Consider the following 25,586-nt stretch of genomic DNA (forward strand, 5'->3'; position numbering starts at 1 on the left):
TTTTTGCGTTAAGTTCAATGAGTGATTGAGCGAATGAGTAAATGAGCGAATAATTTCGCGGCAGCTATTCGCTCATTCGCTCAATCACTCATTATATGAAACAACCCCTAAATCTGGGGCAGGTTCGCTCGTTTGGCAACGTCGAATTTCTGGCCCGTCAGTTAGTCGAAGGTTTTATTACCGGTCTGCATAAATCTCCCTTTCACGGATTCTCCGTTGAATTTGCCGAACACCGGCTCTACAATACGGGCGAAACCACGCGCCATATCGACTGGAAAGTGTTCGGTAAGACCGAGAAGCTCTTTGTCAAACGCTATGAGGAAGAAACGAACCTGCGGTGTCATCTGCTAATTGACACCTCTTCATCGATGTATTACCCAGAGGCTACTTACGGCAAGATGACGTTCAGCGTGATGGCAGCCGCGTGTCTGGCATATATGCTGCAACGACAGAAAGATGCTGTCAGCCTGACAACCTTTGCCGACACGATTGATTTGCAAACGCCGGTGAAATCGACTCCATCGCATGTGCATAAGCTGTTCACCAACCTGGACCAGTTGATGCAGCAACCTAAGCCGCTTCGCCGAACATCAGCCGCCGATGTGATTCATCAGGTGGCCGAGAAGATCAATAAACGGTCGCTGGTGGTGATTTTCAGCGATATGTTTGAGAATTCAGAAAACAGCGATGCCTTATTTTCAGCTCTGCAACACCTGCGGCATAACCTGCACGAGGTGCTGGTGTTCCACGTTACCGATAAGCGAACAGAAGAGGATTTTGCGTTCGATGAGCGCCCCTACGAGTTTATCGACCTCGAAACGGGTGAGAAAGTCAGGCTTCAGCCGGGGCAGGTGCGCGAAACCTATCAACAGGCGGTGAAGACCTATTTTCAGGAATTAAAGATGCGGTGTGGTCAATACAAAATCGACTTTGTCGAAGCCGACATCGAGCAGGGTTTCGAGCAGATTCTGACGTCGTATTTAGTGAAACGGACGAAAATGAAATAGCAGGGAGCAACTCCATGCCCTCTGCTCCGCGCTACTTTTTCACGCTCGCTTTCGCATTGGCAGGAGCAACCGCAGGTTTGGCCATAGCCTGCTGCCGCTTGTGAAAGAGCATGAAGTCTTCCATTTGCTCAACGGGTAATTTGCGGGCAATAATTTTTTTGCTTTTATCGAGTACGTAAATGGTTGGTGTCGTCCAGACGTCGTACTGATGCCTGTAATCGGTTCGGAAACTGAAATCGTAGCCGTTGATGGCGTTGCCCAATTTAAACTCCTTAATGAACTTCTTCCATTCTTCGGGGCTTTGGTCAATGGCAATGGCCACCACTTCGGCTCCTTTACCTTTATAATCGTCCACAAATTTCTTCAGTTTGGGCGCGCTCTCCCGGCAGTGACCGCAGGTAGGCGAGTACAAATAAACAATGGTATAGTCGGCTTTGATGGCCGAGAACACAATAGGCCGGCGAAGCGTATCGCTAATGGTCGGGGAAACAAACTGCTTACCAACGAGATTTGGTTTTAGCGTGGCTACCCGCTCGCCAATACTTTTCAGGGTCGACGAATCCGACACGGTCATCACGCCGGTTTTGTAATATTTCTCGAACATGTGCACAAACAACCCGTCGGTTCCCATCACTTTGGGCTGCTCATACTGACTGGTGATATAATAGATGGTATAGTATTTTATTTCCTTATTCTTACCCGTTACCGCCTTATTAACCAAAAAATCGGCTTCCTTAATGAGTGAGTCGGGCACCTGAACGGTCAATTCTTTCAAATAGCGCTCTATTTTCCGCTGGAGAATGGGCGTGCGGACGAAACGCTCGTCGGTGAAATCGAAATCATCCCAGAAATGATTTTTAAAGTAGTTGAACACCCAAACCGAATCAGGCCGACCGTTCGAGGCTTTCGGCGCGGTGGGCACTTCCGGTTCGCCACTGGCTTTGACCAGCTTAACCGCAAACATACCGGCGTTATCTTTCATGAATTGACTGCGATACACACTTGCCTGCTTTTGCAGGTCGTTCATCTGCTTATTGAGCATCATGTCCGACGCAGCGTCGTTGCGTAACTTTTTTTGCAGATTCAGGGCCTGGGCTTCTTCAGATAGTTTACCAAGTTGTTGCTGGTAGGCGTAGAAAACCTCGTTCTCCTTCGAGCCGGTTACCTGCATGTTTTTTATGACATTGGCGGTATCGGTTTCAAATGAAAACTGCTGGTCGCTGGTGATAAGAAATTCGATATAGCGATTTTTGGGCGTCACCACGATAAACAAGCCTTCGGGCAGGCTTTTCCTGCCCTCAAAAATCAGATTACCGGCTCCATCGACGCGGGCTGTATCTTTCGGGATATACTGTGTTGCGCCAAAATAATGGGCCAGCACGCAGGTTGTATCTTTCAATCCTTTAATGCGGCCTGTAATTCTGAAACTGCTGGATGGCGTTTCGGCAGCCGACTGTGCCCAGGCAGCAGAAACGATGAATAAGCTAAGCAGAACCGTCAGGAGGAGGTGTTTCATAGGGGAATGTGTACGTATCTTCGCCAGAAAATAAGGTCAAATTTATTGTATTTCGTAATAAGTATGCTGCCTACAAAACGCTTGCCATATCCTCTATAGTCTATGTTTTATTTCTTTTCCAAAACAATTACGTATCTATTAACACCTGCCGGATGGCTAATGGTAGCCTTAGGGTTGGCGTTCTTTGTGAAAAACCACCAGTATCGTCGCCGGCTGACCGGCGTTTCGCTGGGTATATTCTGGCTGTTTGGTAATTCATTTCTGATGAACGAACTGGCCTTATGGTGGGAGTATCCGATTCAGGCTGATAGCGCCGTACCGGCCGATTCAACCCAGCGGGTAGCTATTATTCTGACGGGCGGCATGATCAATTCTCAGAAAGCCATTCCGGGCCAGACTCGCCGGACTACTAACCGCTTTCTGCTAAGCCGCGAAGCCGACCGCGCCGGACAAGCCCTGTACCTGTATAAAACCGGAGCTGTCCAGAAAATCCTGATCAGTGGTGGCAACGGCTACTATTTGCCTTTCCAGGCGGAAGTAGTTAACGACGAAGGGAAAATGGCCGCTCAGTTTCTACTGGTAGCCGGGGTTCGGGCAAGCGATATTATGTTTGAGACCAAATCGAGAAACACGCACGAAAACGCCATTTTTTCGGCCCAAATCCTACGGCAACGGTTTCGCACGAACCAGTATGTATTAATTACGTCGGGCTGTCATATGCGCCGGGCGGTGGCCTGCTTTCAAAAACAAGGTGTTACCGTGCTACCATTTCCAGGGTATTTTATGAGCCATCGCCGGTTATACGCACCCGGCGATTGGTTACTTCCGCACGAGGAACCTTTTCTGGATGCTTATTTTCTTGTTCGGGAATTGGTTGGTTACCTCACCTACAAGGTTATGGGGTATATTTAATGTTCACTGAGCGAATGATTGAATAGCTGGCGCAAAACCTATTCAATCATTCGCTCAGTCAACATTGGCTATTAGACACTCAGAATCTTCACCATACGCAGCAAATCCTCGTTGATGGGCTTGGGTAGCCGAATTGTATCCCGAAACGGCGTATAAACCAACTCGTTGTTCACAATGCCCGCCATCACATTCTTCTCGCCATTCATGAGGCCTTCCAGCGCGCCAAGTCCTAAACGGCTGGCCAGAATCCGGTCGTAGGCAGTTGGGATGCCGCCCCGCTGAATATGCCCTAACGTCGTCACGCGCATGTCGATGTCGGTTTGAACCTGCGCCCGGATTTTCTCCGAGATCTGACTGGCATTTCCTTCTTCTTCACCTTCGGCTACGACAATAATAGACGATGACTTCTGGCGGCTCCAACCTGATTTGAGGGTTTCGACGACCTCCGAAATGGGTGTTAGTACCTCAGGAACCATGACCAGTTCAGCTCCACCGGCAATGCCCGACTGAATGGCGATATACCCCGAATCGCGGCCCATTACCTCAATAAAGAAGATGCGGTCGTGCGAATCGGCGGTATCGCGGATTTTGTCGATGGCTTCCAGGGCGGTATTTACCGCCGTATCGAAGCCAATGGTATAATCAGTGCCATAGAGGTCATTATCAATGGTGCCGGGTGCGCCAACGGTTGGAATACCATATTCATCAAAGAAGAGGGTAGCGCCCGTAAACGTGCCGTTCCCGCCGATAGCTATCAATCCGTCAATTTCAAACTTTTTGAGTTGTTCGTAGGCCTTAGCGCGTCCTTCCGGGGTCATGAATTCTTTGCTGCGGGCCGATTTCAGAATGGTACCTCCGCGCTGCACAATGTTACTCACTGAGTGCGAAGACATCTGAAAAATGTCACCATTTATCATTCCGTTGTACCCCCGGCGGATACCGAATACTTCGATGCCGTGATAGACCGCCCCCCGGACAACTGCCCGGATGCAGGCGTTCATACCCGGCGCGTCGCCACCCGAGGTAAAAACAGCTACTCGTTTCATAGGTCAAGTCAATTTTTTAACGGAATTTCACAAAAAGGTTAGGCAGGTATCAAATTAAACCCCGCAAATTTATCCGCATTTCGGAATCTAAAGCATCTATTCAAAAATAATCGTTTTGTTTTCACACAAATTTCACAAAATGACTCGTTTCGCCTTTTCGCCCACATATGAACGTAACTCCTGTCGAATTAAGTCTGGTTGCCAGGGAGTAGAACCCTGTCAGTCGCGGTCGTCGATCAGGTGATGCCTCTGAAACGACTCGCTCGCCAGAGAATCCGGCCATGATTCAATAGGGTCGGTACCAGACCGAAATGAGACACTAACACCTTAAATCGGTCTATCAGCGACCGTTTATGGTGTTGTACCGATAACCCGCCAACAAGGTAGTTGCACAAAATAAATGGCAAAAACTCCACGTTGCGGGCTGCTTTCAGGCAACGAATTTCCCAGTCTAAATCAGCGCTAAGGTTATCGGTTGAATAATCTGGCGCAATGGCTCGTTTCGCCACAAAGGCCTGATGACAAACCTTCATGCCGAGAGCCATATCGCGCCAGGTCAGGTGTTTCGGCAACGTATGGGGCGTAACCTGGCTTCGCAAACCAACCGGACCGCCGGACCGCGGACCGCCCTCCTCGCGCACGAACAGCGCATCACTGTAGTAAACATCAGCTCCTGTTGCGCCAATCCAGGCCAGCAGATTCGGCACGGTTTGCGGGTCGTGTATTTCGTCACCTGCGTTCATGAACCAAACATACTGACCTGTGGCGCGGTGCAGGCCCTTGTTCATGGCATCGTAAAGCCCCTGGTCAGGTTCTGAAACCCAGTGGGTAATGTACGGTTCGTAGCGTTTAATAATGTCCAGCGTACCGTCTGTCGAGGCACCATCAATCACAATGTACTCAACCTCAGTTGTCCGGTGCGCCACAAGGCTCTGAATGGTGCGCTCCAGAAACCGCTCGGCGTTATACGTAATGGTGATGATGGAGACGGTGGGCATAGTTTAATAAGTGAATGATAGAGTGATAGAATGAGTGAATAGCTGGCGCACCCTGTATTCAATCATTCAATCACTCTATCATTCAGCATTTTCTGGTACAAATTAATATGTTGCCTGGCCACAACGTCTTCAGAAAAGCGTATTTCGGCAGATTGACGGGCGTTTTGGCGTAAAATCTGCGGGTTTGGATGCGTTAAGATAAAGGCCAGCCCATCGGCGAGTTGCTGTGCTGAACCTATGTCGGCAAGATAGCCATTTTGCTCATGGTCAATCATTTCGGGAATGCCACCAGTGCGAAAGCCCACTACGGGCGTGCCGCAGGCCATTGCTTCGATAACCGTGTTGGGCAGGTTATCTTCCAGCGAAGGTACCACCATCACATCGGCTGCATTGTAGGCTGCTACAATGTCATCTTCGGTAGTTAGCAAGCCGAGGTGTTGGATAGGGTAGGGCAGCGCATCGAACAGATATGAACGGCCTTTACCGAACACCAGAATTTCGGGTGTCAGGGTGGGGTGTTGCTGGTTTAGCAGCGTTAACGCTTCGGCAAAACAGGCAAACCCTTTGCGCGAATCGGTCACGTTGGCGCTGCCGAACAACAGCCGGGAACGCCCCGTGCCGGACAGGTTTAAGTGTTCGTTAGCCTCGGCCCGGTCGACCGGGCAAAACGTCTGCTGGTCGATAGCGTAGGGAATAACCGTGAATGGAAAGTCGTGCAGCAATGCACTGCGCCGGGCTTCGTCGGCTAACCAGCGGCTCGGTGGCGTAAAATGCACCTTTGCGTTGGTGAAGAGCCTTATTTTCTGCTCAAAAACCTTGTTGGATAAGTCATGCCTGCCCGGCTTTTTCAGATATGGACACTGGCGGCAGTGACGTAAAAAATGGTCGCAGCCGCGCGCGTAGTGGCACCCACCCGTAAAAGCCCACTGGTCATGCAGTGTCCAGACGATGGGCTTGCCTAACTCGAACAGCGAACGCAGGCCATCGAGCGATAAAAAGCCAAAATTTATCCAGTGAAGGTGCAGCACATCGGCTTGCTGAATGGCTGGGTGAAAATTAAGATTGGCCCCGAACTTAGCGGGCGAAAACTGAAACCGCACCGAATAATGACGTTCGTGCGGCAGGAAGTACAATCGCTCAGCTACAAATCGGCCGAAAGCGGTTTGCTCAGCCAGAAAGTTGTTAGCTAAATACACCACACCCGGCGCAGGTCGGTGGGTTTCAAGCCGCTTTGGTGTGCCAACGAGCAATGTGCTGTCAACACTGGCGTCTGCCCAAATCTGCTTTTGCAGGGCACGGTGGAGCCGATTGGCCGCCACGGCCGCCCCGCCAAACAAGTGGTAGGTACTTAAGTGGGTAACTCTCACCGCCCAACGAGTTTATCGAATTTTTTAACAACTTCAGGCCAGAAGCCCAGCCCGAATACGCGCCCCCAAACCCGCCGACGGGAATAGTGTTCCATCTCAGCGAAAATTGGGTCAGAAAACCGGCCTTTTGCTTTCTGGGTCAGAATGAGTGCAAAGCCATGTTGCCTGAGTGTTGTGGCAAATACCCAGCCCAACAACAGGTTTCGCTGCGTGAGCGTGGCTTCGTCGGCAAACCGATTGAGGTAGGTCATTTCGCCCCATACCGCGCTGTTTTTCAGCGAAAAAAGAACGAATTTTTTCAGCAGCGGCTGATTGGTGAAGCTATCCAGCAACGCGGGCGTAATGCGGGGTGAACCCTTCGGCAGCAGTTCGGCCAGCCAGTGACTGCCCGTTTCTTCCATAAATTGCAGGACCTGATACAATTTGTCCTCACCGTCATAAATTGATGCAATACCCGGCTCAAATTCGGCCGTGAGCACGCGTTGGGTGCGGCTGTTTCCGAGGTTGCGAAAGAGCCGGAGGTCGGTTCCCTGCGAGTCGGTTTTGAACCAGTCCACCTGCTCAATGTTCAGGCTGTCGAGCGTGGACCGAAGGCTGCGCGTTTTCAGTTGAACGATTTTAATTGGTTCAAACTTGGGCGCAAACGCATATTCCTGAATTAAATCGGGCCGGGGGCGTAATAAGCTGGAGCAATGGGGCGATGCGGTGAGGTAAAAATCAGTCGTCTCGGTTTCCAGAACGGCTGCTTCGACTCCCGTAACGATGTGGTTAAAGGTATAAAGCCTCTGAAAGTGGCTGGACTCGCTTTCGACGTAGCCAAAGTCGCGGTCGTCGGCGTCGAATGCAATGCAAACGGCGTATTTGGCAAATGCCTTCCAGCGGCCATGTAATTGCCCCGACGCACCAATGTCCACCAGCACCGGCGGCTCAGTCTGGAACTCAGGGCGGGAAAGAATTTTGTCAATCATTAGCGGTTGGTTGGTGGAGTAGTTGATTGGTTGATTGATTAGCCTTCTTCACTTATTCCACTCACTTTCCCAATCAACTAATCAACTACTCCACTATTTTCGGTATGCAAAGATATTCAATTGCAGGTCCATGCTATCGTTGCCTTTGTAACGACGATTGATCAACGGCGCGTGGCGATACTGACTGGTGTTGATGTAATACCGGAACCCACTCTGCTCCAGTACTTTTACTACGTCGGCCAGCGCTTGCGGATGGTCGAGGTACGCATGAAATTCAACGAACAGGTTTTGAACGGGGGTCAGGGCGTCGCGGCAGTCGGTCAGCACGGCAATTTCGGCCCCTTCGATGTCCATTTTGAGCATATCGATGCGGGTTTCGCGCAACAGCACGTCGTGCAGCCGGACGGAGGGGACTAATTTTCGGTCGATTTGCGAGAAGATCGATGCCGAATCGGCCTGGTCGCTGCCAAACCAAATGCCTTCGTTGTTCGTCCAGACGGCTTTGGTCACGACCTCCACGCCCAAAATCCGGTTCTTCCGCAAGTTCTCCTGTAGCATCGCACTGATGTGTGCATCAGCTTCAAACGCCACGATGCGGGCGGTAGGATACATCTGCCGGAAATAGACGACGCTCGTGCCGATGTTGGTGCCGCAGTCGAAAATTACCGGTGTTGGGCTGGTGGTCTCGAATCGATAAAACTCGTCCACAAAAATCTCCCGATACTGCCAGATGAACGACAGGGCATCGGGCACCCGAAACCGATACCGTCCAAACGTAACCTCAACCGGCTGGTTGCGGGGTTTGCCGCCGTAACGCAGGGCTAAGCCCAACAACCGCCGACCGTTAGCCGAGCGCAGCAGTCGGGCGGTTTCGGTAAATAAAAATCGAAAAACCCACATGGTTTAGTAACTGAGTGGCTTTTATCAGGCTGACGCAGGAAGCATATGAAAGCTTCATGACTTGCGTTTAAGGAAAATTCAAGATGCTTCCTGCGTCAGCCTGATAAAAAAATATTTATAAAAAACGTTCTTTCAACCCGGCCACCGTCTGGTTAATATCCGACGACAGATTTAACGCTAAAACCGAACTACCAAATAGCCCCGTAATTAACGTCGACCGCCAGGCTATATCCAGAATGAACCGCCATGTTGGTGCGTCGTCCTGCGGATACGGAAGTTGCACGGATACCCACCACACACTGAGTGCCAGGATGATAACTACAGCATTTCGCCAGGTAAACGGCTGCATCCGAAACGCAAAACCGACAAAGAGCGTCCGGGCGAAGTTATACAGAAATATGGCCAGCGCGGCCCCAATGGCGGCTCCATTAATGCCAAAACGGGGTATTAGATAGAGATTGGCGGCAATGGTAATGAATATGAGGGCGACAAAAAACAATGAGTCGTATGTATAGTAGCGCGACGTGTTCAGAATGATGCCGTTTACGCCGGTTGCCATGTCGATTAGTTTGCCCAGTCCCAGCCACAAAATCACGTAATAGCCTGCTTCGTAGTTCTGGGGTAGAAAGCGGAATACAGTTGGCAGATTAGCGGCTACGCCGACAAAGACCAAACAGCCGGCAATGAGTTGATTCAGACAGCTTTTTCGGTAGATACTGGCAATGTTTTTCAGGTCATTTGTTTTCCACGACTCGGCAATGAGCGTACCCGAAACTTTATAGAGGGCTGTTGCTGGAATGGCAATTACCGTGGCAAAATAGGAAGCTGTTCCGTAAATACCGGTATCGCCCAATCCCTGTTTACTGTTAATCATCACTTTATCAATCACCAGCACGATTTGCGACGAAAGCGCCGAAGTAAGCGTCAGTCCCGCGTAGCGCATCAGGTTACGGCGGAATTCGGCGTTGACTGACACAAACCTGCGGCTGAAAAACAAGGCTTCGTCGCGGGCAACGCTGGCAATCATGAGCACCAGCGGCACAACGAATGCCAGCAGCCAAACGCCCAGAAATTGCGGAAACGTGACCCAGCCGAGCCAGTACAAGCCACCCGCCACCAAAACCAACAGCCGTTGAACGAATTGCTGCAAAATCGTTCCCGTTACGGGGTCGTAGAGTAAACGGGCGTAGTTGTCAAAGACGGTGAAGTAGACGGTGAAAAATGTTAAGGGGATAAGAAGGTAATAATATTGGACAAACAACGCCGACTCTTCCTGATACAACTCAACAATCCAGGGTCGCGCCAGCCACATCGCCAGTACGCACAAACTAAAGCCGATGAGCGTAGTCAGGCTTGCAATAATCAGGTAGCCGTTATGTTGCCGGTTGGCATTGCGGAAGTACGGAAAATACCGTCCGCCCGCCCCGTTCAGGCCTAAATTTGATGCCTGCGCCAGTACCTGCGCCAGCGAAATCAGCAAGGTCAACAGGCCAACCTGCACCTCACTAAATAAGTTTGGGAAAAAGATACCCTGCGTCAAAAATCCAACGCCTACGCCCGCGTAGGCGTAAATCGAACTCTGAATCGTTTGCCGTTTAATGATACCCATTTGCGAGAATGTGCGAATGCGAGAATGAGCGAATGCGTGAATAGCTGATGCCGGAGGTATTCACTCATTCGCTCATTCGCTCATTCGCAATTAGATTCCACTGCAAGGCTGTGCCTGCGGGGATGGTAGTCGTGGCGGTTTTGCCAATGATGTCGTCGTAGTAGCGGGTGTGCAAACCGTTGGCCGGGCGGATGCTGCGGACGGTATCGGGCGTGAACAAGTCGCCCGCTTTCATATCGCGTACTACGTATAACGACCGTTTAAATTGCAGGCTTTTTGCTTCTTTTGGGGTGAGCGTGTAACTAACCTGTCCCATGGCCAGCCAGGCCCGCTCGGTTTCGATAACGAGGTTTTTTAATTCATCGGGTTCCAGTGAGAAGGCCGAATCGACGCCCCCATCGGCCCGGCGCAGGGTAACATGTTTTTCAAGTACGACCGCGCCTAAGGCTACTGCCGCCACAGCCGCGCCAATGCCCATTGTGTGGTCAGACAGGCCCACCAGCACATCGAACAACTGCCGCATGTGCGGAATGGTGAGCAGATTGGTGGTTTCGGGGGTGGCGGGATACGTGCTTGTGCATTTCAGCAGCACCAGGTCGTTGCAGCCATTGGTCCGCAGGATTTTTACCGATTCATCCAGGTCGGCAACGGAAGCAACGCCGGTGCTCATAATGATCGGTTTACCCGTTTGCGCTACTTTTTTGAGCAGAATATGGTCGGTGTTTTCAAACGAGGCAATCTTGTATAACGGTACGTTGAGCGACTCCAGAAAATCGACCGCCGTAGTGTCGAAAGGAGAACTGAAGGCCAGCATACCCCGCTTTTTGGCGTGATCGAAAATCGGTTTGTGCCACTCCCAGGGGGTATAGGCTTCGGCGTAGAGTTTATACAGATTCTTATCGGCCCAAAGTGATTTGGCATCGCGAATGTAAAACTCCTCCGAGGCCCCATTAAACGTAATCGTATCTGGCGTATAGGTTTGAAGTTTGAGCGCGTGGGCACCGGCATCAGCTACGGCATCCACAATTTCCAGTGCGCGGTTGAGCGACTGGTTGTGGTTGCCCGACATTTCGGCGATAACAAAAGGCCGATGCGCCGGGCTGATGGTATACTGGGCAACCTGAATGGGTTGGGTACTGATCATTGACTGTTGACGTAAAGCAAACATGGCCTATCGTAGCTCACCGTGGCCTGGCTGGAAACCCCAAATTTACCGCATTCGCCCGACAATCTGAAACCAGCTTGCTCGAAGGCCCGCACTGAGGCCTGATTATCGGGTTTGATGTAGGCATGAATTGTAACCACGCCCCAGCGTTTCCGACAACTCGCACAACCCAACTGAATGAGTTGAGCGGCTAATCCTTGCCCTCGGTGTTTGGCGTCAACAGCGATACCAATGATGATTTCGTCGGGCATATCGGCTATTGGTGCCCGTTCAAAACGCACTTGCCCAACCGGTTGCCCGGCTTCATTGGAAAACAGAAGGAGCAACGAATTAGGGTCCGCTATTTTTCGTGTAAACCAGGCTGTGTGCGTCTCTAAGGAAATTAAATCCGAATGGAACGACTGGTGCCGCGTCTCAGGGTCGTTGGCCCACTCGAAATACAGCCGGGCATCGGCGGGTTGGGCGGTGCGATAAGTAAGCATGGTTGTTCGTGCAAACGTCTGACCGAATTACGCACTTAATTGGCGAAATAACGCGCGAAATCGTTCGGGTGAGCGACCATCAAAAAATCGACGCTGGTTGACCAACGTTTCGGTTACCGTATCCGATGAGAATTGAAACAGCATAATCTCCAGTTTCAGCGCCGTTTGTAACTCCATCGAAGGGCTTAAACGGCTCAATAGCCTGGGGAAATTGACCGAAATAGCCAGTTTTTCTTCTGACAGAAACTGCGCTAATCGAGCCTGATTATCAGCCGTGACGACGGCAATCAGGGGTCGATTTACGGCGCAGACTTCGTAGGCAATTGTGCTACAGGCCGTAATAGCCAGACTGCATTGCTGGATTTCATCCACCATTTGGCGGGCGGTTAAATTTTGCAGAATCGCCAGGTTCGGAAGTTGCTTTTGAAAGGCGTCGATAGCGGCCCGGTCGGGATGGAACGGCCCCAGAACAACGTGGACCGGTAACGAAATGCCAGCCTCCTGAATGGCTTCGAGTACCTGCAACGAGGTATTGAACAGATCGCCACCACCCATACTGACAAAAATTGGTCCGGCCTGGCTTGGCCCGGTGGCTGGCAGGCTGGGCCGTAAAAATTCCGGGCGTAACAGGGCGTAGTGCGGGCCTAAGCAAAATTGGGTATAGGCTGCCGCTTTATAAGCCGTTTCGGATACTCCGCCTGCATGGTTGATAACCACATCGGCCACCTGATACGCACGACTTAAATCATCAATATAAATCAGTTTCCGGGCGTGCGACCGAATTTCCTCCTGATAGAGCGCGTCGAACGAATAGCCATCAAGTACAACGAGTTCATCCGGCTCTATCAGCGATAAGAACCCTGCCCTGCTATCCGAATCGGTAAGTTTACTAACCGACACGCCCTGCTCATTAAGCAGTGAGCAAACCTCCGGGGCTGGCTCAACGAGCGCGAACCGCATCGAAAAGCTACCTTTTAGCATATTGGCCAGAGCCAGACAACGCATAACATGCCCCAGGCCAATTTCGGCGTTGCCATCGGCCCGGAAGAGGAGTTTGTTCATATAGAATGATGAATGATGAATGATGAATGATGAATGATGAATGATGAATGATGAATGCAGTAACGGCACCTTCATCATTCATCATTCATCATTCTGAATTTCATCTCCGCCATTTGCCAATCCATCTCCGTATCGATATCATGTGCCTCCATTTCGGAGACGACGATGCCACCCGAATTATCGGTAATCAGGCGGTGAGTTCGTTGAAAGGCATTTATACTAAAAAAATAAAATTGCCCGGCATCGTGGTAAGCTGGTTCCAAATCCTGTGAGCGCGTCAGAGCGTACTCGGGCTGGAACCACTCCACTTTCGCGTCGCGCAGCAGCACGGCCCGCTGAATGGGAAAACTGAATTGCTGCACAGGGTACACCGTGTCGAATTGTTTTTCGGTCAGGGTTGACAAAGCCTTGTGCAGCAGGTCGGGCGTGACGAAGGGCGCGGTAGGATAGAGGCAGCAGGCGTAGTCGAAGACCTGATTCTGTTGTTTGTATTGAGCCAATACGTCGGTCAGAACATCGGCGGTAGTTGCCACATCATTCGATGTTTCGGCCCGGCGAAGAAACGGCACCGACGCGCCATAGTGTCGGGCCGTTTCGGCAATTTCGGCATCATCTGTCGACACCATCACCTCGCTGAACAAGCCCGACTGCAAAGCCGCGTCGATGACGTAGGCAATTATAGGCTTGCCCAGAAACGGGCGGATATTTTTGCGCGGAATGCGCTTGCTGCCGCCCCGCGCTGTTATGATGGCTACGTTGCTCATCCGCCCACGAATTGCGTTACAGCGTCAATCACATAGGCTTGTTCAGCATCAGTCAGCGTCGGAAACATAGGCAGGCTCAGACAGCGGGCATAATAGCGTTCGGCATTGGGGAAGTTGCCCGGTTTCCAGCCGAGCTGCTGGTAATAAGGCATCAAATGGACGGGAATGTAATGTACCTGCGCCATGATGTTCTTCGTCCGCAAAAAATCATACAGCCCTTTGCGGTCATCTACCTGAATCACATACAGGTGATAGGCATGGATCACGCCAGCGGGTGGAACCAGGATGGTTACTGAAGTCCCGCCAAACGCTTCGTCGTAACGTTTGGCAATTTCCTGCCGACGAACCAGCATGGCATCAACGCGGCTCAACTGACTCATTCCCAGCGCGGCCTGCATGTCGGTCAGGCGGTAATTGTAACCTAACTCCTGCAATTCCATGTACCAGCCCCCGCGCTCAGGTTCACCCGCATACGGCTCAGTAAACTCGGCGGGTTTGTTGGTGATGCCATGCGTGCGAAGCCGCAGCAAGTGGTTGTAAAGCCGCTCGTTGTTGGTAGTAATCATGCCGCCCTCACCAGCCGCAATGTGCTTGACGGGGTGAAAACTGAAAATAGCTAAGTCCGCCAGTGACCCATCGCCACACCGGTGTTCGTTGCCTGCCGAATCTGGAAACGACCCGCCCGGTGAGTGACAACTGTCTTCCAGGAGCCACAGCCCGTATTCGTCGGCCAGGTCGCGAAAGGCAGCCATATCGGCCGGGTAGCCCGCAAAATCAACCGGAATAATGCCCGAAAAATAACCTTTTGGCTGTTTTTCTACTAAAGCCCGTACCGCATTGACGTCGAGCAGAGCCGTTTGAGGGTCGATGTCGGCAAAATAAACCTCCCCCCCGCAGTAGCGAACGCAGTTGGCCGACGCCGAAAACGTGATGGGCGTAGTGATGACCCGCTTACTCCGGAGCGCCGGACCGTTCGTGACGCCCAGCGCCATGCAGCACAAATGCAGAGCCGCCGTACCATTCGCCACGGCAACCGCATACTGACAGCCGATATAGCTGGCAAAAGCGGCCTCAAACGCGCCAATATGCGGCCCCTGCGTCAGGTAGGGGCCTCGAAGCACTTCGGCAACGGCGGCAATATCCTCGTCGGTAATGTGCTGCCGACCGTATGGAATTCTATTAAATAGGTTCACTGACTCCATCAATTATTTGGTCTGCTCGGATGATAGGTAGATAGCATTTAGCTAAACCAGTACCAGCAGTTTTTGCAAATAAAATACCTCGAATTGTAGGTGTAATTATATCAAGTAGAAAGCGAGCAAGATTTTTGTCAAATATATATTTTTCGTTCTCGGACCTAAAATTCTCTTCAAAGTTGTCAATATAAAATGTCATTTCATTTAAGTACCTTAAAACTAATAAAGCATTTTCTGTTTCATAACCTTGAACATATTTAACTTCAGTTATTAAGGTAACTGTTTTTGAATGCCCATCGGCAACCATATCCTTTCCTTCGATTTGTATACTAAGTTGCGATAGGTTTATATTATCAGAAGCGTGTAAGAAAAACTCTACATCACGAATAGATTCTATTCTTAAGTTGATATGCCCTTTCATAAAGTGATGTTATGCAGTGACTAATTCATGATCCTGATGACTTGAAAAAGGTAGATCCTGAATCTGATCACCTCGAATTATCTTCTTAAACACATACGGAGAATTATTTTCGTTTCTCTTCTCAGCAACAATGAATTCTTGTAAATCTGTATACTCAATTTGAGGCACCTTACCCACTGCCAGTGCCAAATCAACCAATTTACTAATCTTGTGGTCAAAATCACCATTGAGAATTTGAGACACATACCCTTTCGTAACACCAAGCTTTTCTGCCAGTTGTGTTCGTGACAGTTGATGTTCGGTCATGTAGTTTTCTATTTGATTAAATAAGTCAAGCTGAATCCTGGCTATCCAGTAGCCCCGACTGCTTACTAATTCGTCACGTGTCATTATTTACAAAGAGTTTAGATATTGCGCTTTCAATGACCTAAATCGTCTAAAATCTGCCTTCTGCGTTGTTTTCAACCCACCCAATATAATAATCTTACCATTTAGTTTTTATAGCGTACACGCGAAGGTGCTTCGATTTGGACTCGTATTCCTTAACAGATTCACCATCCGGTGTAATATCACGAAATTTTGTTTCACTCAATGATTGCCCATTCGCAGTATATTCCACATATAGCAAAAGCATTTGCAATTCGGTTAGATAACGCTCATGCTTTTGCTTAATCTCCTGCTCAAATAACTCTAACTGACCAACTCCATCAATCACCAACTCATCCAGTTCCTGTTTAGCGTGTACGGCTTCTACCTTCTTTAACGCAAATGTAGGCATAGAGGTTTAGTTACAGCTAAACAGTACGGATTAATTAAAAGCTACACCGTGAATTTCGCGTCAACGTGTTCGCGAATCTGTTCGCGCAGTTGCTCAACGTTAAGCCAGTCGGTGTTGGTGCCGGAGTTGTATTTGAACCCCATCTCGACCTGCCGCCCGTTGAATGCTTTCATGTAGTCGTCGACATTCCAGGTGGGCGTTGAGGGCGTAATGACGTAATATTTATCCGTCTCAACGGTATTCAGCGAGTCGGTTTCGGTAATCATTTCCTCGTGCAGTTTCTCACCCGGACGGATACCGACTAATTTCTGTTCGCAGGTGGGACCGATGGCTGTAGCCACATCGGTAATACGATACGATGGAATTTTGGGTACAAAAATTTCACCGCCCCACGCGTGTTCGAGCGCGTGAAACACCATTTCGACGCCTTCTTCGAGTGAGATGTTGAAGCGCGTCATGTCAGGGTGCGTAATGGGCAGCACGCCGTCTTTGCGTTTGTCCAGAAAAAATGGCACCACCGACCCCCGCGAGCCAATCACGTTGCCATACCGAACGACCGAAAATCGTAAATCGCGGCTGCCTTTCATGTTGTTGGCCGCCACAAACAATTTATCGGAGCACAGTTTGGTGGCTCCATAGAGGTTGATAGGCGCGGCTGCTTTATCGGTCGAGAGGGCCACCACCCGCTGCACACCATTGTCTAAGGCGGCATTAATCACATTTTCGGCTCCGAAGACGTTGGTTTTAATGCACTCCATTGGGTTGTATTCGGCCGCCGGAACCTGTTTCAGGGCGGCTGCGTGGACAATGATGTCGATACCCTCGCAGGCGCGTTTGAGCCGCTCGCCGTCGCGCACATCGCCAATGAAAAACCGGATCGATTTGTGGGTTGAATGGGGGTAATGCTGCGCCATTTCGAACTGTTTCAGTTCGTCGCGCGAGTAGATCACTAAGCGTTTCAACGTCGGGTGCCGCTCGTACATCATCTCGACAAACTTCTTGCCGAAGGAACCGGTGCCGCCCGTAATTAAAATCGATTTGTTCGTTAAATCAAGCATAGGTCTCTGTTCGTCAATGAATACGACGGGTCATGGGTTATTTATTGGCTGGCTCAGTTTTTCCCGCTCAAAGGCGTCGATATAGCTTTTGGCGCTGGCGTTTAAAAGTTTAACGTGCCGATGGTCGGCGTAGTCGCGTAAAACTTCGTACCCCCGAAATACTTTGTGTAAGGATAAAAACTGCGAAGCCATCGAAAAGGTGCGCTGCCGTTTTGCATCGGAATAAACCGGCTGGTGGGTTATATCTTTCGGCTTGTCGTAAAAATGAATCTGCTTGATTAACAGTTGGTTCTGGTCATTGAGTCGAATTTGCTCGTGCCAGGACGTATCGGCTCCGAACAGATAAATTCGCTCGAATTTCCGGTTAATCATCAGCGTTAGAGCGGCAATGATGACCGTCTGCGCCTGTGGCATGCCTAAGCCGTTGGCATAGAGCCAGTAGGTTAACCAGCGAAATCCGCGAACAACCGTATAGTTAAAATACACAACAGTAATCTGCGGATTCCCCTGCTCAATTTTTTGGAGTAGATACGAGCCTTTGGCAAAATGAGGAACGTAGAGTGTCATGGGCCAGTTGACCCGTTCAAGGAAAATCGACAGGGTTTGGCGGATGTCGTTACGGTCGGTGGTTTGTTCTGTAAAAACAAAATAGTTCGGGTCCGAAATGACGTAATTCTGCGGACGTAAGCGTGGAAAGACATCAGCATGGGCGAAATTATTGACGCAGACGATTTCGGTTTGCCGAATAAAATCGAACTGGTCGGTTAGCGACTCGCTCAGGGATGGCCCATTACCCAACACGGAGCAAACGGGTAATTGCCGGGCGGGCAATCGAGTACTATATCGCCCACGAATTGCCACTTTCAGCAGCGACACGACTGACGTGAACAACTCGTTCAGAAATTGACTAAGTGCATTAAAACCAGCTTCAATCATGCAATCGGCACAAGAGAGGTGCCTTTATTTCTACAAAATAACGAAGAAAATAGCAGACCGAAGAACTATAGACAGGATTACAGGATGAACAGGATTTAATCGCTAAAAATCCTGTCGAAAGAATTACAGCGTCTTCTCGAAAACCAGCTTCGGAGATTCCTGTGCGCCCAGGTTGCGCTTGAACCGAATCAGGCCTGGTTTGGGTTGGCGGTTGCTATCGAGCGATACGCCCAAATCGAGCAGTTGAATGCGTTGCTGCTAGCAGTAGGTAAATAAGCCGTCGATAAGCATCACCATCGGGCTGAACGTGCTGTAGGCAGGATATGATACGGGCAGGAAGTTGTATAAAATATCGTTACGGACGCGAACGGTCACAGCCAGCGCGGTCAGACTGGGGCCGTCCTTCACCACGAAAACAAGGAACTTAGCCGGGAAGCGATCCAGCAAACGAATCAGGTGTTTTGGCTCGATAGTGAACCGATAGCCCTTCTGTTGGTAGACCTCCTCAATAAACTTCAGTACCTCGCCTATAGGGGGCGTTTGCCAGTGCATAAACTGAAAGCCAGACTTTTGGCATTTGCGAAGCCGCCGTTGTTCGGACGGTGCAATCTGGCTCACAAATGATCCATCGGAAATGGGCAAAAAGAAGGTCGGGTTCGTTTGACTTACCCGAAACCCATGCTCAGTCAGGATTGCCGCCAATCGCTGTGCTTGTTTAGGGGCGTAACAATCTGGATAATTGACAAGCCGAAGCAGGGTAGCACCGGCACAACGCGTTTCCTCAATCAGTCGGATAATATACGCATCGAGCACTTGATTGGGCAGGGTTTCGGCAAATTCGATGGAGCCGAACGGAGCTGCCTTGGGACTAAGAGCCTCCGGCGACTGGATAAAAAAAGCACAGCGGCCTTCAGATTTCCCGGTACGTTGGTTCAGCGCAGTGAGCAATCGAAACCGACCCCCGCGCTGTTGGCGGAGGTGCTCGTTCTCATTGAAGAAAAAACCGTTTTGACAGAACGCAGGAATATCGGAACTTTGTGGATTGTCCTGAAGCAGAATAGTATACCTGTCCATGCACCGAATAGATCATCAGTCCTGATGACGTTGTGGACAGGGGGAAAGTAACGTGCCAACGTAAGAAGTATGCTGGCTACCTATTCATATAAAGCCAACACCTATGGAAACAAGCGCTGCCCCGGTACGTACCAATGAACAAAGTTCATGCCGAAGTACGCTTAGAGCGGGTTGGCTGCTGCTTTTTCTACTTGGTTCTTGCGCCCTGCGTGCCCAAACGGCTGCCTGCCCCACCATTACAACTACCGACCTTACAACGATAACAATCACGACAGGGCAACGTGTTGATAGCCTTCAGGTTAACACAACGGCTGTTGATCCCGACAAGATTGAATTTGTTCGGTTCGATACGCTCTATGCGAATCCGTATCAGGGTGAGAATGGCGTGCATTTAGGCGAGATTGATCCCGTTGATGGGCTTGCCACACAGCGGCAGGTAGCTTTTCCAGCCAATACGGGAAACACGGATCGGCTCTATTATATCTACGCCTGTTTGAAGCCCGAACCGACCAACCCGAACTGTATTCCGTTTGCGCTACTTATCGTAACGGTGCGGCCCATACCCGGCTGCCCGCCCCCAACGTGCGTGCCGATAACGGTCCGAAAAATAAAGAGTAGAGGGAAGGTTTTATGAGTTAATTTTTCAGGATATAGGTTTTCGTCGACTCAACTGGCTGTAAACCAATTGGATAATCCCATCTTTCAGCCCTAAGTCGGGTACAATAATTTTAGTTGCCCTCGCCCATTGCATAACCGATATGTAGATGTCGGCGGCTGGTACAATCACATCGGCACGGTCGGCGTTCAGGCGGAGTTTGTTGATGCGATCCTCCTGGCTGAAGGACGAAATATAATCGCGGATACGCTGGATTTCAGGCCGGGTTGTTTCTAAGTCGTCGGTTTTGGCCGCCAGATTAAACAACTTACTGATGTTGCCGCCTGTGCCAACGGCAATCACTTCCTGCGACGAATCGACGTTTTCTTCAACCCAATCCTCAATTTTTCGCCAGGCTCCTTTGGTTTCTTTCCCTTCCAGCAACCGCACTGAGCCAATTTTAAAGGATTTGGAATTGATTTTCTGACGCTTTACGTATACGTTCAGTTCGGTGCTGCCTCCGCCCACATCGATGTGCAGAAACTGCCGGTCGTCGATGGCCTGCACCACGACATTGTTGATTAATTCACCCTCTTTACTGCCATCGATGATATGAATTTTTATGCCAGTAAGGCTCTCGATTCGTTTAGCAACCTCGTGGCCATTCGATGATTCGCGCATGGCCGATGTGGCACAGGCCATGTACTCTTCAACTTCGTGCAGCTCCATCAACAGTTTATAAACCTGCATGAGTTTAGTTGTGCGGGCTTCACTTTCGGGGGTTAGTTCGCCAAAATTAAAGACATCGTGGCCCAGCCGAAGTGGGAACCGCACGTATTCAACGCGCTTGAAACTCACGATGTTGTCATTGTGCAGAACCGTCGAAATTTGCAGACGGGCTGCATTTGAACCGATATCAATAGCTGCCAGTTTCATTGTTGTCAAAAAGTAAAAGAGCGAAAGCCGTCTGGTGTTTTTTTGTTCGTTCACGCACTGCGGGCGGCCCTATCGCTCGTTCACTTATTTAGTAATTAATCTAAGTCGGACCAAAGGTAAGAGGACAGAGCTTATGAATGTAGTTTCAGGAATAGACCGATTGGTTTTTATGAAATGGATTCAATTCAGCTAATTTAAGTTTCTGAGTATTCGTCTACTACTGGCATTGTATAAATTTTTTATTGACCGTAACGGTAACTTTTTGTAAAAAATACGTTTAAGGCATAATTTAGCTTACCTATCTGTTCTTTTCAGAACCGGTTTCTTACTTAAAGGAGTGATAATACATCAAAACAAGTGACAAAGGCAAACCTGATAGCCTAAATTAATTCGCACCCATACCCGTTAAGAGTTAGCATCCAGCGTATGAAAAGCAATATCAAGAGACGTCGTAAAGCGTGGATTGGAAATGTATTTTTAGCATTGATAAGCTTCATTTTCACGGGATTAGCACTGGAGGGCGCCTGTGCATTGATTCTGCAGTGGCGCAACCATGGCCGTTCACAAGGCAATAAAGCCCCTGAATCGGTGATGAAACCCGTTCCATTAAATCTCATACATCAGGTTAACATAGGCATGAGTCGACCGGCTCCCGGCTCTTATAAACTACTGTATGCAGCTAAACTCCAGCCGCCAATAGCCGGACAGGACATTTCAGCCGGAAAAACTGTACCAGTCTCGTATCACATAGATAGTTTATCCCGTCGGTATACACCCTTCGATCGAACGCAGGCTAACGGCAAATATGCCTTATTTTTGGGTTGCTCCTTTACGTATGGGGAGGCTGTATCTGATTCGGGAACCTTACCTTATTTTTTTGGTAAACAGAGCGGCTACCGACCCTATAATTATGGGGTATCGGGGCATTCGCCCTCCCATATGCTGGGGCTTCTACAAACAAACAACCTGAGGAAAGAAGTGACCGAAAAAAATGGCATCGCTTTCTATACCTATATCGACGATCACATAGCCCGGGTATTGCCCACAACACGGTGGATAAATAATTCGGACGGGTATCTGCCCTGGGTCAATCCGGTTAGCCTGGCGGTGGAAGGGTCGTATGCTCAAAAACACCCCATTCGCACAAAGCTGGTTCGGTGGATGTATAAGAGTAATGTTGTCAATTTATTTAACATTAACTTTCCTAATCAGTACAACACAGACCATTACCGTCATTTTGTCGACGTTGTCCAAAAGTCAAGAGAACTGTATCAGCAACAGTTCGGTAATGATAACTTTTATGTGGTTATTTTTCCGGCTTATCCCCTGAAGCCGGAGTTGCGCCAACTATTTGACCAGGCTCATCTGAAACTAATTGATTATTCAGACCTGGTTATCTGGCAAACTGCTTATGATGGAATGCATCCGAATAGTGACGCTTATCGGCTGGTTGCCGAAAAATTAGCCGAAGATGTACCCGTCAGCATACCCATAGCCCGTCTGTATAAGCCCTGATCGACATTGGGCCGCTGGTAATTCCAATCAACATTTATAGACGGCTGCGTGAACGAATTGCGATGGTTGCGACCGCCCGTTTAACAATTCGTTCATGTAACCGGGCAGATAACCTTGTTTTCCCGGCTACGTGTATCAACTCCCGGCCTTCGACTGACCGGTGAGTAAGGCAAACCGGCGTTTGTATTACGTTTGCCAGAAAAAAACGTTACTTTTGCCCCCTGTTTGACAAGTACCATTATTCATGACCATATTAGGTATCTCGGCTTTCTACCACGATTCGGCAGCCGCGTTGATTGAAGACGGACGCATTATTGCGGCTGCTCAGGAAGAGCGGTTCACCCGTAAAAAGCACGATCCGGGGTTCCCCGCCGAAGCCATCAAATATTGCCTTCAATACAGTGGCGCTGACTTAAATACGTTAGACGCTATCGTTTTCTACGACAAACCGCTGCTTAAATTTGAGCGGCTACTGGAAACCTATTATGCCTTTGCGCCAAAGGGCATTCGGTCGTTCCTGATGTCGATTCCGGTCTGGCTGAAAGAGAAATTATTTCTAAAGCGGCTCATTCGGGAAGAACTCGAGAAGTTAGGCTACAAGTCGGCCAGTAAAGTCAAATTGCTTTTTCCCGAGCACCACCTCTCACATGGGGCCAGTGCCTTCTACCCGTCGCCCTACGAGCGGGCGGCTATCCTGACCATCGACGGCGTGGGCGAGTGGGCTACAGCCTCCATTGGGTTGGGCGAAGGGAAAGACATCTCGATTCTGAAAGAACTCCGGTTCCCCCACTCGCTGGGCCTATTGTATTCGGCGTTCACCTATTTTCTGGGCTTTCGGGTCAACTCGGGCGAGTATAAACTGATGGGCCTGGCGCCGTATGGCGACCCGAATTCGCCGGATGTAGCCCGCTACATGACAACCATTAAGGAAAAACTGGCCGACCTGCGGCCTGATGGCTCTGTTTGGCTGGATCAGGATTATTTCGATTATGCCGCCGGGCTGAAGATGGTGAACGAAGACAAATGGGCCGAGCTGTTTGGTTTTCCGAAACGCCAGCCCGAAGATGAATTGCAACCCCATCACTGCAACCTCGGTTTGGCCATCCAGTATCTCACCGAAGAAGTCGTGCTGAACATGGCCCGCGAGGCCAAACGCCTGACCAATGCCGATGCGCTGGTGCTGGCCGGGGGCGTTGCGCTTAACTGCGTATCGAACGGTAAACTCCAGGCTGCGGGTTTGTTCAAGGATATTTTTATTCAGCCGGCCGCCGGTGATGCAGGCGGGGCACTGGGCGCGGCTTTGGCGGCCTACCATATTTATTTTGGCAAAGAGCGCATCGTAACGACCGAGCGCGACGCCATGCGCGGTTCCTACTTAGGGCCAACGTTTTCTGACCTCGACGTTGAACTGATGGCTGTGAAATACAAGGCCGTTTCGACGCACTTTACAGATTTTGATGCCCTAAGTACCGAAACGGCCCGCTTGCTGGCTGCCGGAAATGTGGTGGGCTGGGTGCAGGGACGAATGGAGTTTGGGCCGCGTGCGCTGGGCGGACGCAGCATCCTGGGCGACCCGCGCAATGCCGAGATGCAGAAAAAACTGAACCTGAAAATCAAGTATCGGGAGTCGTTCCGGCCGTTTGCCCCGTCGGTTCTGGCCGAGGACTGCGCCGATTACTTCGACTATGATGGCATCTCTCCCTACATGCTGCTGGTGCATCCGGTAGCGCAGAAACGCCGGACCCCCGTACCGGCTGATTATGCCAGTTTTCCGCTGCGGGAGAAACTCTACTACCAACGGTCTGATCTGCCGTCGATTACGCACATCGATTATTCGGCCCGGATTCAAACCGTTCATAAAGACACCAACCCGCGGTATTATCAGTTGATCGACTCGTTTAAGAAGTTGACGGGCTATGGCGTCATTGTGAACACGAGTTTCAACGTGCGTGGTGAACCCATCGTTTCGACCCCCAACGATGCCTACCGGTGCTTCATGCGTACCGAGATGGACTATTTAGTTGTCGGCAACTACCTGTTCGACAAACGGCAACAACCCGAATGGCAGGAGAAAGATAACTGGAAAGAAGAATTTGTTTTAGACTAACGGTCCGTCTTCATGCAATCCAAACTCGTTTCCAGTGTGGTTCGGCTGTTGTTGCTGGGCTTTTTAGCTTTCTTTGTGTTCTATGGCGACCACTATGGGGTTAGCTTCGACATTCCCCACAAAGGCTTATTTGATAACATCTACGTTCGGCTGGTAAAGTGCTGCCTCTATCTGCTGATCAGTATTGAACTGCTCCGGCTGTACTACTACGGCATCGTTAAAAACCCGAAGCCGCCTAAACTGCTCGGTAATATAGCTACGCTATTGGTGCCCCTTCTTGTGTTGCTGGTGTTCATCGAAATGGGCTTTATGTTTGTTGCCCAGAGCCAGGAGGGCGGGCTTACCTTAGCCTCGAAAATCTGGTTCGAACGTTACTGGCCACCCATGACCGGCGATTACCGCGACGAACCCAAAACCGATACGACCGGCAAAAAGAAGGTCTTCATTGTGGGAGATTCCTACGCGGCAGGTCACGGGCTGAAATCTGTGCAGGAACGCTTTGGTAATGTGCTGGCCAACAAATTAGGGACAACTGAATACGTGACCTACAACCTCGGTATTTCGGGTTCCGACACGCGCGATGAATACGCCCGGCTGCTGAAGTTTGGCAAAACCCCCGACGTGCTGGTGCTTCAGTATTTCCCAAACGACATTGAAAAAGTAGCCCGCGATCATGGCCTGGTTCCGGCTGGATTTACCCCCTATTCCGATTTGCCCCGCGCTGTGCAGTCGTTGTTTATTAAGTCCTACCTACTCAATTATCTGTACTGGCAGTTCCCCCACGGAAATTTTACCCCCTTCGATGTCTACGTCCGTAAAGCATACGGCACACCGGCTATTATTAACGATCACCTGAGCGATCTTAACAAGTTCATAACCTACGCGCAGGAGCATAATGCCCGGCTTTATGTAGTTTTGTTCCCGTTTTCGCACAAACTAAAAGAAACAGCCGAGTACGTGAAACCCGTTGTCGACTTTTTTCGGCGTAACAAGGTGCCGATGCTGGACGCAGGTAAACTTATGAGCGATATTGACATCAAGGACCGGGTCGTCGGTCGCAATGATGGTCATGCCAGTGCGCTTGTGAATCAACGGGTAGGCGAGGGACTATTTAAACTTATGCAGTCGAATCCGGGCGTTGTTCAAACGGCCTCCGTTAAGTAAGTAAACTCAA

General features: G+C 50.1%; 25 protein-coding genes. 6 read left to right on the forward strand and 19 right to left on the reverse strand.

The window, feature by feature from the left end; translation table 11 throughout:
* Positions 1–95 precede the first annotated feature (95 nt).
* On the forward strand, positions 96–1,007 hold the full coding sequence (locus tag ACYVI1_RS05435; protein WP_460907570.1) for a DUF58 domain-containing protein: 912 nt from the start codon (positions 96–98) through the stop codon (positions 1,005–1,007).
* A gap of 31 nt (positions 1,008–1,038) precedes the next feature.
* Here ACYVI1_RS05435 and ACYVI1_RS05440 read toward each other — a convergent pair whose 3' ends face one another.
* On the reverse strand, positions 1,039–2,523 hold the full coding sequence (locus ACYVI1_RS05440; RefSeq protein WP_460907572.1) for a thioredoxin-like domain-containing protein: 1,485 nt from the start codon (positions 2,521–2,523) through the stop codon (positions 1,039–1,041).
* Between the two features lie 102 nt (positions 2,524–2,625).
* Here ACYVI1_RS05440 and ACYVI1_RS05445 point away from each other — a divergent pair, with 102 nt between their 5' ends.
* Entirely contained in the window at positions 2,626–3,435 is an 810-nt protein-coding gene (locus tag ACYVI1_RS05445) for a YdcF family protein (RefSeq protein WP_460907574.1), read from the forward strand.
* Between the two features lie 71 nt (positions 3,436–3,506).
* Here the strand turns inward: ACYVI1_RS05445 and pfkA are convergent, their stop codons facing one another.
* The 17 genes from pfkA to ACYVI1_RS05530 form a co-directional block, all read right to left on the reverse strand.
* Entirely contained in the window at positions 3,507–4,481 is a 975-nt protein-coding gene (gene pfkA, locus ACYVI1_RS05450; protein WP_460907576.1) for a 6-phosphofructokinase, read from the reverse strand.
* A 236-nt stretch (positions 4,482–4,717) separates the two neighbouring features.
* Positions 4,718–5,479: a glycosyltransferase family 2 protein gene (locus ACYVI1_RS05455; RefSeq protein WP_460907578.1), complete on the reverse strand. Its 762-nt coding sequence runs from the start codon at positions 5,477–5,479 to the stop codon at positions 4,718–4,720.
* Between the two features lie 62 nt (positions 5,480–5,541).
* Positions 5,542–6,846: a glycosyltransferase family 4 protein gene (locus tag ACYVI1_RS05460; RefSeq protein WP_460907580.1), complete on the reverse strand. Its 1,305-nt coding sequence runs from the start codon at positions 6,844–6,846 to the stop codon at positions 5,542–5,544.
* Positions 6,843–7,814 carry a hypothetical protein gene (locus ACYVI1_RS05465; protein WP_460907582.1) on the reverse strand — a complete coding sequence of 324 codons (972 nt, stop codon included), beginning with the start codon at positions 7,812–7,814 and terminating at the stop codon, positions 6,843–6,845. Before ACYVI1_RS05465 ends, ACYVI1_RS05460 begins: the two co-directional genes overlap by 4 nt.
* A 93-nt stretch (positions 7,815–7,907) precedes the next feature.
* The gene (locus tag ACYVI1_RS05470) at positions 7,908–8,714 is read right to left on the reverse strand and encodes an FkbM family methyltransferase (protein WP_460907584.1); all 807 of its coding nucleotides are present in this window, start codon (positions 8,712–8,714) and stop codon (positions 7,908–7,910) included.
* Positions 8,715–8,829: 115 nt separating this feature from the next.
* Positions 8,830–10,323, reverse strand: coding sequence for a lipopolysaccharide biosynthesis protein (locus ACYVI1_RS05475; protein WP_460907586.1), 1,494 nt, complete (start codon positions 10,321–10,323; stop codon positions 8,830–8,832).
* A gap of 64 nt (positions 10,324–10,387) precedes the next feature.
* Positions 10,388–11,467, reverse strand: coding sequence for a pseudaminic acid synthase (pseI, locus tag ACYVI1_RS05480; protein WP_460907588.1), 1,080 nt, complete (start codon positions 11,465–11,467; stop codon positions 10,388–10,390).
* On the reverse strand, positions 11,464–11,970 hold the full coding sequence (locus tag ACYVI1_RS05485) for a GNAT family N-acetyltransferase (RefSeq protein ID WP_460907590.1): 507 nt from the start codon (positions 11,968–11,970) through the stop codon (positions 11,464–11,466). The genes pseI and ACYVI1_RS05485 overlap by 4 nt, the downstream gene beginning before the upstream one ends.
* A gap of 27 nt (positions 11,971–11,997) precedes the next feature.
* Positions 11,998–13,032 carry a UDP-2,4-diacetamido-2,4,6-trideoxy-beta-L-altropyranose hydrolase gene (gene pseG, locus ACYVI1_RS05490; protein WP_460907592.1) on the reverse strand — a complete coding sequence of 345 codons (1,035 nt, stop codon included), beginning with the start codon at positions 13,030–13,032 and terminating at the stop codon, positions 11,998–12,000.
* Between the two features lie 74 nt (positions 13,033–13,106).
* The gene (gene pseF / locus ACYVI1_RS05495) at positions 13,107–13,796 is read right to left on the reverse strand and encodes a pseudaminic acid cytidylyltransferase (protein ID WP_460907594.1); all 690 of its coding nucleotides are present in this window, start codon (positions 13,794–13,796) and stop codon (positions 13,107–13,109) included.
* Positions 13,793–14,989 (reverse strand): UDP-4-amino-4,6-dideoxy-N-acetyl-beta-L-altrosamine transaminase, encoded by a 1,197-nt coding sequence (gene pseC / locus ACYVI1_RS05500; RefSeq protein ID WP_460907596.1) that lies wholly within the window; start codon positions 14,987–14,989, stop codon positions 13,793–13,795. The genes pseF and pseC overlap by 4 nt, the downstream gene beginning before the upstream one ends.
* Positions 14,976–15,413 (reverse strand): hypothetical protein, encoded by a 438-nt coding sequence (locus ACYVI1_RS05505; RefSeq protein ID WP_460907598.1) that lies wholly within the window; start codon positions 15,411–15,413, stop codon positions 14,976–14,978. Before ACYVI1_RS05505 ends, pseC begins: the two co-directional genes overlap by 14 nt.
* A gap of 9 nt (positions 15,414–15,422) precedes the next feature.
* Complete coding sequence (locus ACYVI1_RS05510; protein ID WP_460907600.1) at positions 15,423–15,803, reverse strand: helix-turn-helix domain-containing protein; 381 nt, start codon at positions 15,801–15,803, stop codon at positions 15,423–15,425.
* A 94-nt stretch (positions 15,804–15,897) separates the two neighbouring features.
* On the reverse strand, positions 15,898–16,191 hold the full coding sequence (locus tag ACYVI1_RS05515) for a hypothetical protein (protein WP_460907602.1): 294 nt from the start codon (positions 16,189–16,191) through the stop codon (positions 15,898–15,900).
* Positions 16,192–16,232: 41 nt separating this feature from the next.
* A complete protein-coding gene (pseB, locus tag ACYVI1_RS05520) occupies positions 16,233–17,249 on the reverse strand; it encodes a UDP-N-acetylglucosamine 4,6-dehydratase (inverting) (RefSeq protein WP_460907604.1) in 1,017 nt (338 codons plus the stop codon).
* A 30-nt stretch (positions 17,250–17,279) separates the two neighbouring features.
* Positions 17,280–18,185: a motility associated factor glycosyltransferase family protein gene (locus ACYVI1_RS05525; RefSeq protein WP_460907606.1), complete on the reverse strand. Its 906-nt coding sequence runs from the start codon at positions 18,183–18,185 to the stop codon at positions 17,280–17,282.
* A 258-nt stretch (positions 18,186–18,443) separates the two neighbouring features.
* Positions 18,444–19,259, reverse strand: coding sequence for a GNAT family N-acetyltransferase (locus tag ACYVI1_RS05530; protein WP_460907608.1), 816 nt, complete (start codon positions 19,257–19,259; stop codon positions 18,444–18,446).
* Between the two features lie 103 nt (positions 19,260–19,362).
* Here ACYVI1_RS05530 and ACYVI1_RS05535 point away from each other — a divergent pair, with 103 nt between their 5' ends.
* Positions 19,363–19,893: a hypothetical protein gene (locus ACYVI1_RS05535; RefSeq protein WP_460907610.1), complete on the forward strand. Its 531-nt coding sequence runs from the start codon at positions 19,363–19,365 to the stop codon at positions 19,891–19,893.
* A 9-nt stretch (positions 19,894–19,902) separates the two neighbouring features.
* Here the strand turns inward: ACYVI1_RS05535 and ACYVI1_RS05540 are convergent, their stop codons facing one another.
* Positions 19,903–20,790, reverse strand: a complete 888-nt coding sequence (locus ACYVI1_RS05540; RefSeq protein ID WP_460907611.1) for a Ppx/GppA phosphatase family protein — start codon at positions 20,788–20,790, stop codon at positions 19,903–19,905.
* Between the two features lie 636 nt (positions 20,791–21,426).
* Between ACYVI1_RS05540 and ACYVI1_RS05545 the strand changes: the two genes are divergently transcribed.
* The 3 genes from ACYVI1_RS05545 to ACYVI1_RS05555 all read left to right on the forward strand — a co-directional run bounded on the left by ACYVI1_RS05545 (position 21,427) and on the right by ACYVI1_RS05555 (position 25,576).
* On the forward strand, positions 21,427–22,305 hold the full coding sequence (locus ACYVI1_RS05545; RefSeq protein WP_460907613.1) for a hypothetical protein: 879 nt from the start codon (positions 21,427–21,429) through the stop codon (positions 22,303–22,305).
* 244 nt (positions 22,306–22,549) lie between these two features.
* Entirely contained in the window at positions 22,550–24,412 is a 1,863-nt protein-coding gene (locus ACYVI1_RS05550; protein ID WP_460907615.1) for a carbamoyltransferase family protein, read from the forward strand.
* Positions 24,413–24,424: 12 nt separating this feature from the next.
* Positions 24,425–25,576, forward strand: a complete 1,152-nt coding sequence (locus tag ACYVI1_RS05555; RefSeq protein ID WP_460907617.1) for an SGNH/GDSL hydrolase family protein — start codon at positions 24,425–24,427, stop codon at positions 25,574–25,576.
* Positions 25,577–25,586: the final 10 nt, after the last annotated feature.

The organism is Spirosoma areae, from assembly GCF_054781775.1.